This window comes from Oerskovia enterophila (genome assembly GCF_001692445.1).
Taxonomy (GTDB): Bacteria; Actinomycetota; Actinomycetes; order Actinomycetales; family Cellulomonadaceae; genus Oerskovia; species Oerskovia enterophila.
This window is the reverse complement of sequence record NZ_MAQA01000038.1, coordinates 1-16,648: the sequence shown is the minus strand read 5'-3', so window position 1 is coordinate 16,648 and position 16,648 is coordinate 1. Positions and strand designations below refer to the sequence as shown.

The window sequence follows — 16,648 nt, the reverse complement described above, 5'->3', positions numbered from 1 at the left end:
CCATGACGATTCCCGAGGAAGTCATCCGTGCGCGCGCCGCGCTGCAGATGATCAACCCAGCGCCGTACAACGCGGAGGCGCCGCCCGCGGCGCTCACCGAGGAGATCACCCCGACCGAGCTCCACTACGTGCGCAGCAACTTCTCGCTGCCCGAGCACGACGGCAGGCTCGAGATCGGCGGCGCGGTGGAGCACCCGCTGACCCTCACGCTCGAGGACCTCCGGGCCTTCCCTGCGCACGAACGCGCGGTCACGCTCGAGTGCGCCGGCAACGGGCGCCTCGAGATGCGTCCACTGCCCACCGGTGAGCCATGGGGCGACTACGCCGTCTCGACCGCCCGCTGGAAGGGCGCTCTGCTGCACGAGGTGCTGGCACAGGCGCGGCCGCGCGTCGACGGCGTCGACGTGCGGTTCGAGGGCGCTGACCACGGCGCGTACCACCTGGCCGCGGTCCTCGCCGAGACCGACACCGAGGACATGCACTTCGTCCGCTCCCTGCCGCTGGAGCACGTCGCCGATCCGACCTCCGAGATCCTCATCGCGTACGAGATGAACGGCAAGCCCCTCGGCCAGGACCACGGTGCGCCGTTCCGGATCATCGTGCCGCACTGGTATGCCGTGGCGTCGGTCAAGTGGCTCCAGCGCATCGACGTCTTGACCGAGCCGTACGTCGGCGAGTTCCAGACGGGGCACTACATCTACGAGTGGGCCGACCGGGCCCCGGAGCCCGTCGACGTCATGCGCGTCAGGGCGCGCGTCACTGCTCCCGCTGCTGGATCGACCGTGCCCGCGGGCGCCGTCGAGGTGCGCGGAAAGGCCTGGTCGGGGACCGGCCCCATCGCACGGGTCGAGGTGAGCCTCACGGGTGCCGGCGAGTGGCGCGAGGCCCACCTCGCTCCGCCGACGGGCCCGTACCACTGGCAGGAGTGGTCGTTCGACTGGGAGGATGCTGCGGTCGGGCGCCACACGCTCCGCGTGAGGGCGACCGATGCAGCGGGGAACGTGCAACCGGACGTGCCGCCGTGGAACCGGCTCGGCTACGGCAACAACGCCATCGAGGTCGTCTACGTCGACGTCGTCTGACCAGATCCCACCGCGGCGCTCTCGCAGGCCGGAGTCCGGAGGTCCGCTGTGAGGACCGCTCACCCCTCCGGGGCCAGGCCGTGCAACGTGCCTCCGCACTCGTGACGTCCGCCGCCGTCAGCGGACGCCCGGGCCCGTCTCTCCCTCGGCTGCCGCGTCGGCGAACGGGGTCATCCGTTCTCCCAGCTCCTGGTGCCATGCGGCGAGGCCGTCGAGCGGGACCGGGCTGCGCTTGGTCGATCCGTTCCCCTGGCCCGACCACAACGGCGGATAGACACTGAGTCCCTGGCTCGGCGGGAGCGCTTCCAGGTCGTCGACCCAGCCCGGCCAGCGCAGGTCGGCCACGTACTCGGCGAGCCCGCCGCTCACGGCCCACTCCGCGAAGGCACCGAGGCCGAAGCCCAGGACGTGCCACTCGAGCGTGTCCGGGGCGAAGTAGTGCACGTCCCCGAGCGGGCCGGGCAGGCCGCCGCCGTTGACCGCGAACGTCCCGCCGAGCACGTCGAACGCGACGACGAGCCTCTGGGGCGCGACGGCCCCCTCCTCCGGGGTGCCCAGGCCGTTGATCGTCGCGAGGTCGGGGAGTCCGTACGCGCCTCCGCCGAGGAGCCGGAGCCAGCCGTGGTCCACCAGGACGCCGCCGGTGTAGAGGGCCAGCGCCCCGAGCGTCGAGCGCGTCGTGATCTGGAGGCGGTACAGGACCTCGGGCGCCCACTCCGGCGGCGCGAGGACCTCGACGCCGGGCCGCTGGAACATCCGGGCGAGCGTGGGCCACGCAGGATCGTCGACCTGCGTCAGATCCGAGACCGTCCTGATGCCCATGACCGGGGATCATGCCACGTCCGGCAGTGAATTCCGACACGTCGCGGAGGATCCGCTACCGGATTCTCCCCATCTGCGCATCTTCTCCGTGCTCAAGGAGGTGCGATCCCCGGAATTCCGGGGCAACTAGACCCCGCGGGGTGTCCGCTCCGTGAGACGGACAGACCCCTCGGCCATCGGCACGGGCACGGTCTCCGCGGCCTCGTCCACCCCGTGGAGCGGTCCTGGGACCGCACCGGCGTCCGGCGTCGCGACCTGGCGCCGTCCGGCCACGGCCGCGTAGCCGAGGCCCACGACGACCGCGCCCCCGACCAGGTTGCCGAGCCCGACGAACAGCAGGTTCCGCCCGAACTGGCCCCACGTCGTCATCACCTCGGGGTTGAAGAGACCGATGCTGAACGTGGTCATGTTGGCGACCACGTGCTCGAACCCCGAGGAGATGAACGCGAAGATCGCCCAGAAGATGACGATCGCCTTGCCGGCCTCCGACCGGAGGCGACCGCACGCCCAGATCGCCGCGCACACCAGGACGTTGCACAGGACGCCGCGGAAGAAGAGCTGACCGCCGGTCTCGTGCGACTTGCCCGCGAGCATCGACGCGATCATCTCGCCCGCGGCGGCGTTGGTGTGCAGGATCCCCGACTGCACGACCATCCACCCGAAGAGCATGGACCCGAGCAGGTTCCCGCCGAAGCAGAACAGCAGCGTCCCGACGGCGGAGCGCACCGGGATCGTCCGCGTCACCGCTCCCTGGGTCAGGATCATCATGGCCGACGTGCTGAGCTCGGCCCCCGCGAAGACGACCAGGGTCAGCGCGACCGAGAAGACTCCGCCGGCCACGAGCCGCTCGGCCGGCGCCCCCGCCGCGAGGAACGGCCCGGCCGTGGCGACCATGAGGACCACCCCCACGCCGATGTAGGCCCCCGCGAGCATCGCGGCCACCAGGTAGCGCCAGGGGTGCCGGGTGCCCTCGACCTTGGTGCGAGCTGCACGGGACTGCTCGGACAGGTTCTCGGTGAGGGTCAGCACCCTTCGATGATGCGCCCGTTCCATCTATGCGCCCCCGGAGGGTCGTCAGTTGGAACGGGCGGTCTCAGTCCGGACGCTTCCTACCCGAACGTGAACGTGAAGACCTGCATCCCCGCCGGGACCTCGAGCTCGACCGTCCCCTCGCTCGGCGCGTCCCCCTCGATCACCGGGTAGAGCGTCGGGTTCCCCGAGACCTCGACGTCCCGCCGCTCGACGACCTCCCCGTCCGTGTCGCGGACGATCGCCACGACGGTTCCCTGACCGCCCAGGACGGTGAAGACGTCGGTGCCCCGATACGCGAGGCGCACGCGCGCGTCGTCGGACACCGCGGTCGCCCCCTGGAAGTCGACGTCCCACGTCCCGCCCAGCGAGAACGTGTCGGAAGCCTGGTCCTGGGTGAGCGTGAACGCCTGCTCCCCCGCGGCGTAGCGCGGCTCGCCCGCGTAGTTGCCGACCTTGCCGACCGAGAGGTACGTCTCCGGGGTCGTCGCGCCGTCGGGTGTCCCGTCCTCGACCGAGGTCGCGGCCGGCAACGTGACGCCCGGGTTCGCGTCCGCGAGGAGCTCGCGGATCAGCCCTTCGGTGTCCTCGTACCCGCCCTCTCCGAACCGGATGTGACGTACGGTCCCGTCGGCGTCGATCAGGTACTGCGCCGGCCAGTAGCGGTTCCGGTACGCGGTCCAGGTCGCGTAGGAGTTGTCCTGCGCGACCGGGTACGTGACGCCCAGGTCGTCGGCCCCCGCCACGACGTTGCGCGTCTCGCGCTCGAACGCGAACTCGGGCGTGTGCACCCCGATCACCTCGAACCCCTCGCCCACGTCCTTGTACTGCTCGTACCAGGCGTTCACGTGCGGGATCGCGCGCTGGCAGTTGATGCAGGAGTAGGCCCAGAAGTCGACCAGGACCACCTTGCCGCGCAGGTCGTCGAGCACGAGCGGCTGGTCGCCGGGTGTGTTGAACCACGTGTCGATCCCGCGCAGCGCGGGAGCCGGACCGCAGTCCTCGAGCTCGGGCGCACCGTTCGAGCAGTTCGACAGTTCGCGGTTCTCGTCCGTGACGATCCCACCGAGGTCGAGCGCCTCGCGCACCGTCCCGGACGCGTCGACGCGCTCCTGGAGGCTGCCCGTGTAGTCGGGCAGCGCGCGCTGGAGGTACGCGGGCAGGTTGAACGCGAGCCCGACCGCGAGCGCGATCATGACCACGCCGCCCGCCACGCGGATCCCCCGTGCGTGGCGCTGGAAGGCCTTGACCCGTTCCGCGACCCGACGGCCCGCGAGCGCGAAGACCAGCAGCGGGATCGCCGCGCCCACCGCGAACGACACGGTGAGCGCGATGGTCTCCGGCCCGATGTTCCCCGTCGCGCCCGCGACCGTGATGGCCGCGAGGACCGGTCCCGCGCACGGGACGTACAGGACCCCCAGCCCCAGACCCAGCACGAACGCCCCGCGGTCCTGGCTGCGCGTCCCTCGTCGCGCACCGAGCGCCGCGATCCTCTGGAACGGTCGTTCGAGCACCTCCTCGAACCGCGGCACGATCATGCCCACGCCGATCACCGCGAGCAGCGTCAGGCCCACCCAGCGCAGGAGGTCCTGCGGCAGGCCGAGCGCCCCGAGGAGCAACGAGCCGAGCAGAGTGAAGACGCTGAAGCTCACGACGAGCCCTGCGATCACGAGGTACGGGCGCCACGAGCGACGAGCGGCCGCGTGGGCGTCGTCGCGGGCGTCCGCGCCGCCCCCGGCCCGACGGTGCCGCTCGCCCTCGGCGCGTGGGGCGCCACGGTCGCTGGTCGGCGGGGCCGCCGTGACGACCTGCCCGCGCGCACCCACCGTCACGGCGCCCGGAGCACCCGCGAAGAGCGCGGCCGACGGCGCTGCCGACCCGTCCTCCGCCGAGGGCGACCGGACCTCGGTGGTGGCTCCGTCGTCGGGCACGGCGGAAGCTGCGGGTGCGGCGCCGCGGGCACCCTGCACCCCGCCCGCGAAGAAGATCACGGGCAGCATGGGGAGGATGCACGGCGAGATGCCGGTGATGAGGCCACCGAGCAGACCGATGAGGACGAGGGTTTCCATGGCCGGGGTTCGGCGCCGCGTCCCCGCGGGATGGGTCGAGGGGCCGTCGGACCACCGCGCGGCGACGGCGAGAAGACCGGACCCATCCACCCTCGCCCGGGCTCCGAACCTCCTCCGAGACGCCCCGCACCTGACGGGGCGACGACAACGAGGAGAGACCGATGAACGTTCGAACCCGTACCTCGTACGCCGTGGTCGGCGTCGCGACCCTGGCGGTCCTGGGCCTGTCGGCCTGCAGCTCGGACTCCGGCTCGGGGAGCGACGACACCTCGAGCGCGGCCGAGACGACGATGCCCAGCGACGACATGTCCGAGGACGCCATGACCCCCGAGGTGGACCCGGCAGCCAACCTCGTGGGTCCCGGCTGTGCCGCCTACGCCGAGCAGGTCCCGGACGGTGCCGGCTCCGTCACGGGCATGTCCACCGACCCCGTCGCGGTCGCGGCGTCCAACAACCCCCTGCTCACGACCCTCACGGCCGCGGTGAGCGGGCAGCTCAACCCCGACGTGAACCTGGTCGACACCCTCAACGGCGGCGAGTTCACGGTGTTCGCGCCGGTCGACGACGCCTTCGCGAAGATCGACCCGGCCACCATCGAGAGCCTCAAGACCGACTCCGACACGCTCACCTCGATCCTCACCTACCACGTGGTCCCCGGACAGCTGACCCCGGACCAGGTCGTCGGCGAGCACGAGACCGTCGAGGGCGGGACCGTGACCGTCACGGGCTCGGGGGACGACCTCAAGGTCGACGACGCGAGCGTGATCTGTGGCGGCGTCATGACGCAGAACGCCACGGTCTACCTGATCGACACGGTCCTCATGCCGACCATGTGACCCCCGACGCCGACCGCCGCGGTTGTCCCCGTGCCGCGGCGGCCGGCCCACCAGGAGATGCACGGGGACACGGACGAGGAGCCGGTCGCTCCGGACGGGATGCCCCGAGCGACCGGCTCCTCTCGTCTGCCCGACCCCTCAGGGGCGGGCAGGCGTGCTGCGGCTCAGCGGGTCGGCGATCAGCCGTTCGCCCGGCGGCGCGCCCACACGAGCGCGGCGCCGCCACCGACGAGCAGCAGCGCGAGGAAGCCCGCAGCCCCGGCCGTGGCGCCCGTCGCGGCGAGCGACGGACCGCTCGGCGCGGCAGCACTCACGGGCCCAGGAGCTGCTGCGGCCGGCGGGTTGGCGCACGACGCCGTGCCCTCCGGGTAGCGGACCGTCGTGGAGTAGTCCGGGTTGACCTGGAACAGGACCTCGACGTCCGACCGCGTCCAGGCGTAGTTGCCGTCGGTCTCGACGTAGGTGCCGTCGGACTGCCGCTCCCAGCCGGGCCACGCGCGGGGCTCGTCCGCGGACGCGCCGGGCCACAGGATCCTGCCGTCGAGCGGCAGCCCCTCGACCGTGTAGTCCTCGCCCTCGCCGGGGTTCAGGAACGTGATGCTCAGCGGGCGGTCGCTGTCGGCCTGGTACCCCTCGGGCAGGAAGACCTCGTAGCCGAGGTAGGGCGTGTCGGCCTCGCAGACCGCGCCGATGTCACCGGGGGTCAGGGCGCAGTCCTCGACAGCGGCCTCCAGGTCGAGCGCGAAGGACGCGCTCGCACCGTCCTCGGCCAGCACGTACCCCGCGGACTCACCGAGAGCGAAGCCGTCGGCCGGGTGCGCGACGATCGCGCCCTCGGTCCGCGTGTAGCTGATCTGGTCGGTGCTCTCGGGCAGGACGAAGCGCTCGTCGTCGGTGCCGCAGACCTCGCGGATGGTCGGTGCGACCGGGGGCACGATCGTCAGGGCCGGCTCCTCGGGCTCCGGGACCGCAGGTGTCTCGGGCTCGACCGGGGGCCGGGTCTCCTCGGCGCACTCTGGGACCTCGACGAGGTCGTCGAGGTCGTGGTGCTTGGACCCGGTCAGCACCTTGCCCAGCGCGGACTTCGGCGGGGTGATCATCTCTGGCCAGACGAACGTCCCGTCCTGGCGGATCCTGTCCTGCTGGACGGCCCACCCGTCGCCGCAGACCTCCCGGGGCAGGTCGGACGGGAAGGTGGTGTACCAGTCGGTCCCCGGCTTGTGGTCGACGAGCGTCTGGGGGCCGGAGTTCTCCCACGCGGCGGGCTTCGCGGGATCGGTCTTCTTGTAGACGTAGATGCCCACCTCGTTGCCCGGCGTGGGCGAGGAGGCACATGGCGTGGTCTTGCCCTGCTGCGCGTGGTCGTACTTCTTGCCGTCCGCGGCGCGCACGTCGATCTCCCACGAGTGGGCGACCGACGAGTCGGGGAAGGTGTAGGAGGTCGAGTACGAGCGCTGGAAGGTCTCGTTCTTGACGACCTTTCCGTCGACCTTCACGGTGACGGAGTTGTCCTTGGCGGAGTAGGCCTTGAGCGAGACGTCGAGGCCCGTGCAGGTCGCGGAGACCTGCGGGGTGTGGGCGGAGGCGGGGGCCGCGGTGGCGACCAGTCCGCCGAGGGCGAGCAGCGAGGCTGCCGTGCTCGCCAGGAGCTTCTTCACGGGTGGTGGATTCCTTCCGGGGTGATGCCGAGATGCGGCGTCGCACGCACGACACAGGGTGGGAACGTGTCGTATTGCATCACCAATACCCAGGCTTTGACAAACCCCGGCATATATCCGGAATCGGACCAAGGAATTACCCGAGAGCGGGCATTGCGGCCGGAATTCGGGTCGAGAATTATCCGAGATCGAGCATCAGGTCTCGAGGACGACCAAGGGGTCGCTCGTCGGCTGCGGCGACCCGCCGGCAGGCTCGAGCGTCACCGCGACTCCCGCGCTCCCGGCGGCCTCGACGAGCAGGGCGGCCGAGCCGTCCCGTGCGTCGAAGACCCCGGCCGAGACCATGCGGTCCCCTTCGACGAGCCAGAGCTGGTAGTCCTCGGCTGCCCCCGCCTGCGGCAGGTCCGAGACGGAGAACAGCACGCGGTCGCCCGAGACGAGCGCGCTCGCGTCCCCGCCCCCGACCATCTCGCCACGGACGATCTCCGCAGCGGGGTCGGCGAGCATCGAGGCGACGGCGTCGGCCTGCGTCTGGAGCCGGACCTGCTCCTGCCGGGCCTGGACCGCGAGCGTCGTCGGGACCGCGACCGCCACGACCGCGGCGGCGACCGCTGCGACGACGGCCCACCGGCGGGGAGGCCGAGCCGAACGGCCCGGGCGTGGGTCAGCCCGACCAGCCTGGACGGCCGCGACCTGAGGTGTCGACGCGACGCGCTCGAGCACCTGGTCGCGGAGCCCAGCAGGCGGGGGCGTGTCGACCGTGAACGCCGCGACCACCGCGCGGTGCTCGTCGAGCTCGCGGCGCGCGTCGGGGTCCGTGGTCAGCAGCCGGTCGACCACACGGCGGTCCAGGTCGTCGACCGCGTCGAGCGCGTAGGCCGCGAGGAGGTCGCGCGGGTCGTCCGCGTCCGGTCCTCCGGGCCCCGACCCGGTGTCGCGGCTGTCGCCGGTCTGGCCGGTGTCGCGGGTGTCGTCGTCAACCACGGTTCACCCCCAGGCAGTCACGCAGGCGCACGAGCCCGTCACGGATCCGTGACTTCACGGTCGGCACTGCCGCGCCCAGCTCGAGCGCGACCTCGCGGTACGTCAGCCCACCGAAGTAGGCCCGGACGACCGACTCGCGCTGGGTCTCGGTGAGGCTCCCGAGGCACCGGCGCACCGCGGCCGACTCGAGCAGCTGCTCGACCTCCTCGGCCACGACGTCGTGCCCTCCCCCGGCGAACCTGCCGTCGACGTCCTTCTGGTCCCGGACCCGGCGGGACTGCTCGGACCGCACCCGGTCCACCGCTCGCCGTCGGGCCATCGTGACGACCCACGTCCGGGCCGAACCCCGGGAGGCGTCGAAACGCACCGCCGTCTGCCACACCTCGATCATCACCTCCTGGGTCACCTCGGCCGCGTGGTCGTGGTCTCGCAGCACGCCGAGCGCCGTGCCGAACACGGCCGGCGCCAGGGCGTCGTACACCGGCGCGAACGCAGCCGGATCACCCTCGGCGCACGCGGCGAGCGCGGCATCGAGAGCGTCGGGCTCGCTCGTCCTCACGGGTGGCACCCGACCAGTCTGCCCCAGGCTCCCCGCCGCGGCGCACGGGCGGGACGTCCGCAGGTGCACTGCATCCGCGACGGCTGAGGCACCCAAGGTTCGTCGCGCTCGGGCCTGCGGATGGGTCGCCGGTCGGTCGGGGGCTGCCGCTACCCTCACGGGGTGACCGAGACGCCGCAGCCCACCCGGCTCCATCCCCTCTACGTCGCCGTGACAGTGCTCTTCGTGGTGCTCGTCGCGCTCGCGCTCTGGGCCACGGCCCGGGGCGACGTCCGGGCCGGTGAGCAGGGGGACGAGCGCGAAGCTGCTGCCGATCCCGCCCCGTCCGAGGACGCCCGGATCCGCGCGGACGTCGAACGGGATCTCGGGACGATCGAGGGTGTCGAGTCCGCCACGATCCAGGTCTTCGAGGAGGGGATGCTCGAGAACGCGCCCCCGCCCTCCCCTGCGGTGACGATCGACCTCGAGAGCTTCCGGACCCCCGAGGACACCCAGGCGACCGTCGACGCCGTCTACGGCATCCTCGCCGGCTCGGGGCTCAGCGGGCCGCCCACGGTCACCGTGGTCGACACGCTGCCCGGCACCAAGGCGACGCTGACGCTCGAACCCGCAGGCCCGGGAGACCCCGCCGTCCACGACGCCGTGGCGTTCCTCGACGCAGGAGCCACCTCGGTCCACCTCACGGCCGACAACGCGGCGGTCAGCGGCCGCGACCCGGCCGCGCTCCCCGGGCTGGCCGAGGTCGCGGGCACCCTCGCACGGCCGCTGAACTCCCTCTCGACCGACGGCTACGGCGCGATGTACACCTCGAGCGTCGACCCCGTACCGCCACCGCTGCCCGCCGTCCAGCTCCTCGCCGAGGCCGGGTCGCGCGACGAGACGACCCAGACCGTCTACGAGGTCAGGTCCCCCACGGGCAACCCCGTCCCGCTGCTCACCGTCTACGTCGACGGCCCGCCGGCACCCGTCGCGGACTGGTTGCGCGCCTCGGGCCAGGCGGACCTCCTGGGCAGCGCGATCGCCTTCACGGTCTACGGCAGCCAGACGTCCGAGTCCGGCTTCGTCTCGGACCGAGAGCTCGTGAGCACCGACCCCGCGAACGACGAGGCCGACGCCGCGGCCGCGGCAGCCGACGGGGTCCCGCCCTGCACCGGGCAGGACCTCCGAGCAGGGGTGACCGGGTTCGACGCCGCCGCCGGGTCGCGCTTCCTCACCGTCACCGCGGAGAACGTCACCGACGCACCGTGCGCGCTCGACGGGCGCCCCGGGCTGAGCTTCCTGCGCGCCTCGGGGACGGTCCCGGACGTCCTGTCCGAACCGGAGATCCCCGGGCAGAGCCCGGTCCGGATCGTCGTGCCGCCCGGAGGTGTCGCGACCTCGCAGCTCCGGTGGGGCGCCATGTCGACGGCCAACGACCCCGACCAGACGACGAGCGTCCTCGTCACGACCGTGCCGGGCGCCGACGAGGCGCGCCTTCGCGTGGCGGACGTCCCGGGCGCCGAGTCCGGGGTCGACATCCTCGAGGGCGCGCGCATCGTGGTCGGCGACTGGGTCCGCTCCTCGTCCTGACCCGCGATGTCGGGGCGCGCTCGCGCCCGGGCTCGGTCGCACCACCGCTCGGTCGCACCACCGCACGGTCGCACCGACTCAGCACGCACGACGGCCGCCCTCCCCGTGGGGAGAGCGGCCGTCGGGTCGTGCCAAGGAGCCCTGTGGCTCAGAGCGCCCGGCGTGCCCGCACCGACTCGGCCAGCTCGCCGAGCAGCTCGGCCGTGGTGTCCCAGTCGATGCACTTGTCCGTCACGGACTGGCCGTAGACGAGCCCGCGCGGAGCCGGCGCCTGCGCCCCGGCCACGATGAAGCTCTCCATCATGAGGCCCGTGATCCCGGCCTCGCCCTCGGCGATGCGCGTCGCGACCTCGCGCACGACCTCGGCCTGACGCACGTGGTCCTTGCCCGAGTTGCCGTGGCTCGCGTCGATGACCAGGCCGTGCTCGACGGCCCCGCCCAGACCCGAGGACGCGGCCACGCGCAGGGCGGACGCGACGTCGTCGGGCCCGTAGTTGGGGCCGCTGCGGCCACCGCGCAGGATGATGTGGCAGTCCGGGTTGCCCGCGGTCTCGACCGCGGCCGCGCGGCCCGCCCCGTCCGTACCGAAGAACGTGTGCTCGCTCGCCGCGGTGATGCAGCCGTCGACCGCGATCTGGATGTCACCGTCGGTCGCGTTCTTGAAGCCGACCGGCATCGACAGGCCCGACGCGAGCTGGCGGTGCACCTGGCTCTCGACGTTGCGCGCACCGATCGCACCCCACGAGACGGCGTCGGCGATGTACTGCGGGCTCGTGGGCTCGAGGAACTCGGTCGCCGCGGGGACACCCGCGTCGAGGACACCGAGCAGGACCTCGCGGGCCAGGTGCAGGCCGCGGTTGACGTCGTGCGTGCCGTCGAGGTCGGGGTCGTTGATGAGGCCCTTCCAGCCGACCGTCGTGCGCGGCTTCTCGAAGTACACGCGCATGACGATCGCGAGGTCCTCCGACAGATCCTTGGCCACGACCGCCAGGCGGTGCGCGTAGTCGAGCGCTGCCTCGGGGTCGTGGACCGAGCACGGGCCGACGATCACGAGCAGGCGGTCGTCGTCCCCCGCCAGGACGTCGCGGATCTCGCGGCGCGACTGGGTGACCAGGTCACCGCGGGCCGTGCCGAGGGGAAGCTCGGCGAGCATGTCGACGGGTGCGGGCAGCGGGTCGAGGGCGCGGATGCGCAGGTCGCTCGTGGGCGCCTGCAGCTCGTACTCGGGGTGAGAGGTCACGCGTTCCATGGTGTCACCTGCGCCGGTGGCGGAGGTGACCGTCTCGGGGTGACGTTCGTCGACGGTCTCCGCGGAGACGGCGGTCGAGGTCGTGGCGGTCATGCGAGGGCTCCTGATCTGAAGGTGACTCAGACGGAGCCGTGCGGCCTGCTCTGTGTCCGGAGTCGGCCCGTCTGAATGACGAAGGGCCCGGACGCGGTCTGCGTCCAAGGCCCTGTGCTGGCTCCGGGGAAGGTTGGTCAGGCGAACGCCCGCTCGGCCCCTCCAGGAGCCAGCGTAAAGCGCCAATACCAACGAACCGTGTTCACCCGACGACCGTAGCACAGCCGTTTCGGGGACCGGCAGGGCCGTCTCAGACTCCGGTCGGGAGTGCTCGCCGGAACAGCTCACTTCTCGGTGTCGCGCACCGGCCAAGCACCGCTCCGGCCCCGCAGGCGCCCGGCACGCGGTCAGTGCGCCATCGGTACGCCGTCAGCCCGCCGTCGGTACGCGCCGTCTACGCTCGGTCCATGCCGATCCCCGAGTTCGTCGCCGCGCTCCGCTCCCACGTCGGAACCGACCTCCTGTGGATGCCGGGGGTCTCGGGCGTCGTGATCGACGACGACGGACGTCTCCTGCTGGGGCAGCGCGCCGACACCGGGCAGTGGGCGATCGTGAGCGGGATCCTCGAGCCGGGCGAGGACCCCGCGGTCGGTCTCGCGCGCGAGGTCCTCGAGGAGACCGGCGTGACCGTCCGGGTCGACGCCCTGACCGGGGTCACGGTGACCCCGGCCGTCGAGTACCCCAACGGTGACCGCTCGCAGTCCCTCGACCTGTGCTTCCTGTGCCGCCCGGTCTCCCCCGCCGCTGCGGCAGCGGCCCACGTGGCCGACGACGAGTCCCTCGCGGTCGCGTGGTTCGCCCCCGACGACCTGCCGGCCGACCTCGCCGCCTCGACGAGCGAGCGGCTCGGCCACACCCTGGGCTACCTCGCGGACCCGACCGCGGGACCGTTCTTCGTCCGGTAGCCCGGTGTGCGGGGCCGCCCGGCAGGACCCACGCACCGGGCGCCCCGCGGTGTGCGCGAGGGTCGCGGTCGCGTCACGACCAGCGGAACAGCTTCACCGCGAGCGGCAGCAGCACCACGGTCCACACGGCCATGACCACGAGCTGCGAGAGGGGCACGCCATCCTCGAACCAGCCCGTCGTCATGGCCTGCGTCGCGGCGCCGAGCGGCGTGTACCCACCGATCGTGCGGAGCACCTCGGGCATGATCGGCCCGGGCGTCCACATGCCCGCGAGGAAGAGCATCGGGAAGTAGAGCGTCATCCCGATCGCCGACGCGGTGCTCGCCTTCCCGGCGCGCGACGCGATGAGCATCCCGAGCGAGAACATCGACAGGATCCCCAGCAGGAAGCTCCCCCCGACGACGGCCGGGTTCGCGGGCGCCGCGAGGTCGAACACCAGGCTCCCGACGAGCACCGCGAGCAGCGCCGCGACGCAGACCGTCACCAGGTTGATGAACAGGTGGGCGCCGACGAGCCCCTGCGGCCTCATGGGCGTGGTCGAGAGCCTGCGCAGCACGCCCTTCTCGCGGAACGTCGCGAAGTACACGGGCATGGTCGTGAGCGCGACCGTCGCGACCGCGGTCGCGAGCGCCACGGGCACGTAGACCGCCACGGCGGTCAGCCCTCCCCAGGGCGGCGGGGCGTCGGTGATGACCTCCCGCATGCCGGGGATCGCGAAGCCCACGCCCACGAGGAGCACGGTCGGGAAGAGGAGCGCGAAGAAGACCGTCCCCGGGTCGCGGAGCAGCAGCCGGGCCTCGGTCAGTGTCAGTGTCCGCAGGCCGTGCCAGCCCGTGCCAGCGACCTTGCGGCGGCGGGGTCCTGCCACCTGCGTGCGTGTTGCCGTCTGCGTGGTCATCGCGCTGCTCCCTCGGTGTCGGACCGGTCGTCGGTCGGGGTGAGGCCCGTCGCCCCCGTGTGGTCGTAGGTCCTGCCCGTGACGTGCACGAACACGTCCTCGAGCGAGCGCGTCACGGTCCGGACGTCGGGCACCACGTCCACCTCGGCGAGGGCCAGCACGACGGCGGGCAGCACCCGCCGCGTCCCGGTCACCTCGATCTCGTGGCCCTCGCGCGCCACGTCCTGGACGTCCGCGAGCCCGGCGAGGATCTCGAGCACGTCGGCCTCCTCGTGGGGCTCGACCCGCAGGCGCAGCACGCGCGTGGCATCGACCGACTCGATGAGCTCGGCAGGCGAACCGGCCGCCACCACGACCCCCTGGTCGATGATGACGAGCCGGTCGCACAGGCGCTCGGCCTCGTCCATGAAGTGGGTCACGAGCAGGATCGTCACGCCGCGGTCGCGCACCCGCTCGACGAGCTCCCACGTGGCGCGACGGGCCTGCGGGTCCAGGCCCGTGGTCAGCTCGTCGAGGATCGCGACCTGCGGGTTCCCCACGAGAGCGAGCGCGATCGACAGCCGCTGCTTCTGGCCGCCCGACAACCTGGCGAACTGCTGGTCGCGGTGCGGCGTGAGGTCGAGCAGGTCCAGGAGCTCGCTCGTGTCGGCGGGCGACTCGTAGAACGACGCGTACAGCCGCAGCGCCTCGGCCACGGTCATGCGGTCGTTGAGCTCGGCCTCCTGGAGCTGGACGCCCAGGAGCTCGCGCACCGAGGCCGGGTCCTTCTGCGGGTCCCTGCCGAGGATCCGGACGGTCCCGGAGTCGGCCTGCCGGAGCCCGGCGAGGCACTCGACGGTCGTGGTCTTGCCGGCCCCGTTGGGGCCGAGGATCCCGAAGATCTCCCCCGGCCCGACGGCGAGGCTCACGTCGCGCACGGCGACGTTGCTCCCGTACGCCTTGCGGAGGGCGATGACCTCGATGGCCGGTGCGGCGCCGTCGGGCAGCGTGCGCGCCGAGCGCGACCGGGCGGTCGACGACGCGGGCGGGACGGACGGGACAGGATGTGCGGTGGTCATGGTGCCCTCCCTGAGGGTGTGCTCGCCCGCCGGGCGGCGCACCGGTGGACCGGACGCCGTCCGTCGGACGGGATGAACGCTGTGGTGGGTGCGCCGGTCCCCGGTTCGGAGGCACGCCGCGCGAAAGGCGTCGGGGACGCCAGGGCCGTCAGGTCGTGACGGGAGCGATGGCCACCGACCGCGTGACCAGGCGGAACGCGAACGCCGCTGCGGCCAGGGCGACCAGCCCACCGACCGCCGCGATCAGGACCTCGAGGTCGTCGAGGCCGACCGCCTGGGCGAACGGCTTGCCGAAGTAGCCGCTCTGGAACGCGAGCTCGACGAGCGCCACGGGAACCAGGAGCAGAGGGAGCGCGAACGTCCCGCGCAGGAAGCGGAGCCGGTAGTACCCCATGCCGATCGCCGCGCCCACGAGCCAGTAGACGGCGCAGAAGAAGACCTGCGACAGGAACACTGTCCCGAGGACCCTGGCGTCGACGTCGAGCTGGCTGCTCTCGAGGGTCGGGAGCCACCCGAGCGAACGGAAGACCGCCCACTCGGCGTAGCCGAGAAGAGCCGCCGCGAGACCGAACGTGACCCCGACGACGCCCGCCGTGAGCCACGCCGCGCGGATCAGCGACCGTCGCGTGCCGCCCGCCGCGACGTGCACGGCGATGCTCCCGATCGGGAAGATGATCCCCAGGACGAACAGGAAGAACTTGACCGACCCGTTGACGACGCCTTCGATCGGCTCGCCCTCGAAGGTGTTCGTCTGGCCCCCGAGGTAGCCGATGACCGCGGCGACGACCACGACGATCGCCCAGTACCAGACGCCGACCGTCCAGGATCCGGCGGTCATGTTCCAGGTCGCGGTGCGCAGCGACCGCTTCTCGGCCGTGCGGCGCACCTCGGCACGTTGCACGGCCCGGTCGGTGAGGGCTGCCGGGCCCACCAGGTTCTCGGTCATGACCGCTCCTCTCGCGTCAGGTGCACGAACAGGTCCTGCAACGGCACCGCGCCGAGCTCGAGGCCCGCCTCGGTCGCCGCGGTGCGCTCGGCGTCGTCGAGCGTGCCGAACAGCGTGACCTGGGCCGTGCCACCCAGGCGTTGCCGGGCCAGGACGCGCCGGCCGTCGACGAACGACTCGACCACGGCCGCCGAGCCCGTGAGGCTCACTCCCCTGCTGCGGACGGACTCGACGCTCTCCGCGAGGAGCACGCGCCCCCGGTCGACGATCACGACGTCCTCGAAGATCCGCTCGACCTCGTCGATCAGGTGGCTCGACAGGACGATCGTGCGCGGGTGCTCGGTGTAGTCCTCGACGAGCGCGTCGTAGAACGCGTACCGGCTGGGCGCGTCCATGCCGAGGTACACCTCGTCGAAGATCGTCAGCGGCGCGCGGGACGCGAGCCCGATGACCGCCCCGAGCGCCGACCGCTTGCCGCGCGAGAGGTCCTCGGGGTTCTTGCGCAGGTCGACCTCGAACAGGTCGACCAGACGGGCCGCGAGGTCCGCGTCCCAGTGCTCGCGCATCTCGGCGTAGTACCCCAGGCTGTCGGCGACCTTGGTCGCCGAGATCGTGTCGCCGCTCTCGCGGACGAGCTGCGTGCCGGCCATGGCCCAGGCGTTCTCGAACGGGTCCTCGCCGTCGACCAGCACGGTCCCGGCGTCGGGGCGGCGCATGGCGGCGATCAGCGAGAGGGCTGTCGTCTTGCCCGCGCCGTTGCGGCCGAGAAGTCCCGTGATGGTGCCGGGACGGATCTGGAGGCTCAGTCCGTCGAGCGCCGGGTGCTTCTCGCCCTTGCCGAAGCTCAGCGTCACGTCCCGGAGCTCGACGCCGAACGGGTCGGGGCGGGTG

The 16,648-nt window shown here is 72.4% G+C and carries 15 protein-coding genes; 4 read left to right on the top strand and 11 right to left on the bottom strand.

What is annotated here, in order from left to right:
• Positions 1-2 precede the first annotated feature (2 nt).
• The gene (locus OERS_RS14480; protein ID WP_068626495.1) at positions 3-1,082 is read left to right on the top strand and encodes a sulfite oxidase; all 1,080 of its coding nucleotides are present in this window, start codon (positions 3-5) and stop codon (positions 1,080-1,082) included.
• 117 nt (positions 1,083-1,199) lie between these two features.
• Here OERS_RS14480 and OERS_RS14475 read toward each other — a convergent pair whose 3' ends face one another.
• The 3 genes from OERS_RS14475 to OERS_RS14465 all read right to left on the bottom strand — a co-directional run bounded on the left by OERS_RS14475 (position 1,200) and on the right by OERS_RS14465 (position 5,002).
• A complete protein-coding gene (locus tag OERS_RS14475) occupies positions 1,200-1,904 on the bottom strand; it encodes a DUF2625 family protein (RefSeq protein ID WP_068626493.1) in 705 nt (234 codons plus the stop codon).
• Positions 1,905-2,030: 126 nt separating this feature from the next.
• Positions 2,031-2,933 carry a formate/nitrite transporter family protein gene (locus tag OERS_RS14470; RefSeq protein WP_083201492.1) on the bottom strand — a complete coding sequence of 301 codons (903 nt, stop codon included), beginning with the start codon at positions 2,931-2,933 and terminating at the stop codon, positions 2,031-2,033.
• An 80-nt stretch (positions 2,934-3,013) separates the two neighbouring features.
• Positions 3,014-5,002: a cytochrome c biogenesis protein DipZ gene (locus tag OERS_RS14465; RefSeq protein WP_068626489.1), complete on the bottom strand. Its 1,989-nt coding sequence runs from the start codon at positions 5,000-5,002 to the stop codon at positions 3,014-3,016.
• A gap of 161 nt (positions 5,003-5,163) precedes the next feature.
• Between OERS_RS14465 and OERS_RS14460 the strand changes: the two genes are divergently transcribed.
• Positions 5,164-5,838 carry a fasciclin domain-containing protein gene (locus OERS_RS14460; protein ID WP_068626487.1) on the top strand — a complete coding sequence of 225 codons (675 nt, stop codon included), beginning with the start codon at positions 5,164-5,166 and terminating at the stop codon, positions 5,836-5,838.
• A gap of 179 nt (positions 5,839-6,017) precedes the next feature.
• On the opposite strand, the gene OERS_RS14455 is transcribed toward OERS_RS14460, so the two are convergent.
• The 3 genes from OERS_RS14455 to sigK form a co-directional block, all read right to left on the bottom strand.
• Entirely contained in the window at positions 6,018-7,496 is a 1,479-nt protein-coding gene (locus tag OERS_RS14455; protein WP_068626484.1) for a hypothetical protein, read from the bottom strand.
• Positions 7,497-7,691: 195 nt separating this feature from the next.
• Positions 7,692-8,480 carry an anti-sigma factor gene (locus tag OERS_RS14450; RefSeq protein WP_068626482.1) on the bottom strand — a complete coding sequence of 263 codons (789 nt, stop codon included), beginning with the start codon at positions 8,478-8,480 and terminating at the stop codon, positions 7,692-7,694.
• A complete protein-coding gene (gene sigK, locus OERS_RS14445; RefSeq protein WP_068626481.1) occupies positions 8,473-9,048 on the bottom strand; it encodes an ECF RNA polymerase sigma factor SigK in 576 nt (191 codons plus the stop codon). Before sigK ends, OERS_RS14450 begins: the two co-directional genes overlap by 8 nt.
• Positions 9,049-9,201: 153 nt before the next feature.
• On the opposite strand from sigK, the gene OERS_RS14440 reads away from it, so the two are divergent.
• Positions 9,202-10,608, top strand: coding sequence for a DUF4232 domain-containing protein (locus OERS_RS14440; RefSeq protein WP_083201490.1), 1,407 nt, complete (start codon positions 9,202-9,204; stop codon positions 10,606-10,608).
• A gap of 148 nt (positions 10,609-10,756) precedes the next feature.
• Here OERS_RS14440 and OERS_RS14435 read toward each other — a convergent pair whose 3' ends face one another.
• On the bottom strand, positions 10,757-11,857 hold the full coding sequence (locus tag OERS_RS14435) for a 3-deoxy-7-phosphoheptulonate synthase (RefSeq protein WP_068626534.1): 1,101 nt from the start codon (positions 11,855-11,857) through the stop codon (positions 10,757-10,759).
• A gap of 500 nt (positions 11,858-12,357) precedes the next feature.
• On the opposite strand from OERS_RS14435, the gene OERS_RS14430 reads away from it, so the two are divergent.
• Positions 12,358-12,855, top strand: a complete 498-nt coding sequence (locus OERS_RS14430) for an NUDIX hydrolase (protein WP_068626477.1) — start codon at positions 12,358-12,360, stop codon at positions 12,853-12,855.
• A gap of 73 nt (positions 12,856-12,928) precedes the next feature.
• On the opposite strand, the gene OERS_RS14425 is transcribed toward OERS_RS14430, so the two are convergent.
• The 4 genes from OERS_RS14425 to OERS_RS14410 form a co-directional block, all read right to left on the bottom strand.
• Entirely contained in the window at positions 12,929-13,753 is an 825-nt protein-coding gene (locus OERS_RS14425; RefSeq protein ID WP_068626475.1) for an ABC transporter permease, read from the bottom strand.
• Positions 13,750-14,811 carry an ABC transporter ATP-binding protein gene (locus OERS_RS14420; RefSeq protein WP_083201488.1) on the bottom strand — a complete coding sequence of 354 codons (1,062 nt, stop codon included), beginning with the start codon at positions 14,809-14,811 and terminating at the stop codon, positions 13,750-13,752. Before OERS_RS14420 ends, OERS_RS14425 begins: the two co-directional genes overlap by 4 nt.
• A 148-nt stretch (positions 14,812-14,959) precedes the next feature.
• The gene (locus tag OERS_RS14415; protein WP_056760757.1) at positions 14,960-15,757 is read right to left on the bottom strand and encodes a hypothetical protein; all 798 of its coding nucleotides are present in this window, start codon (positions 15,755-15,757) and stop codon (positions 14,960-14,962) included.
• Positions 15,754-16,648: ATP-binding cassette domain-containing protein (locus OERS_RS14410; protein ID WP_248948590.1), on the bottom strand; the 895-nt coding region annotated here is incomplete at its 5' end. The genes OERS_RS14410 and OERS_RS14415, both read right to left, overlap by 4 nt.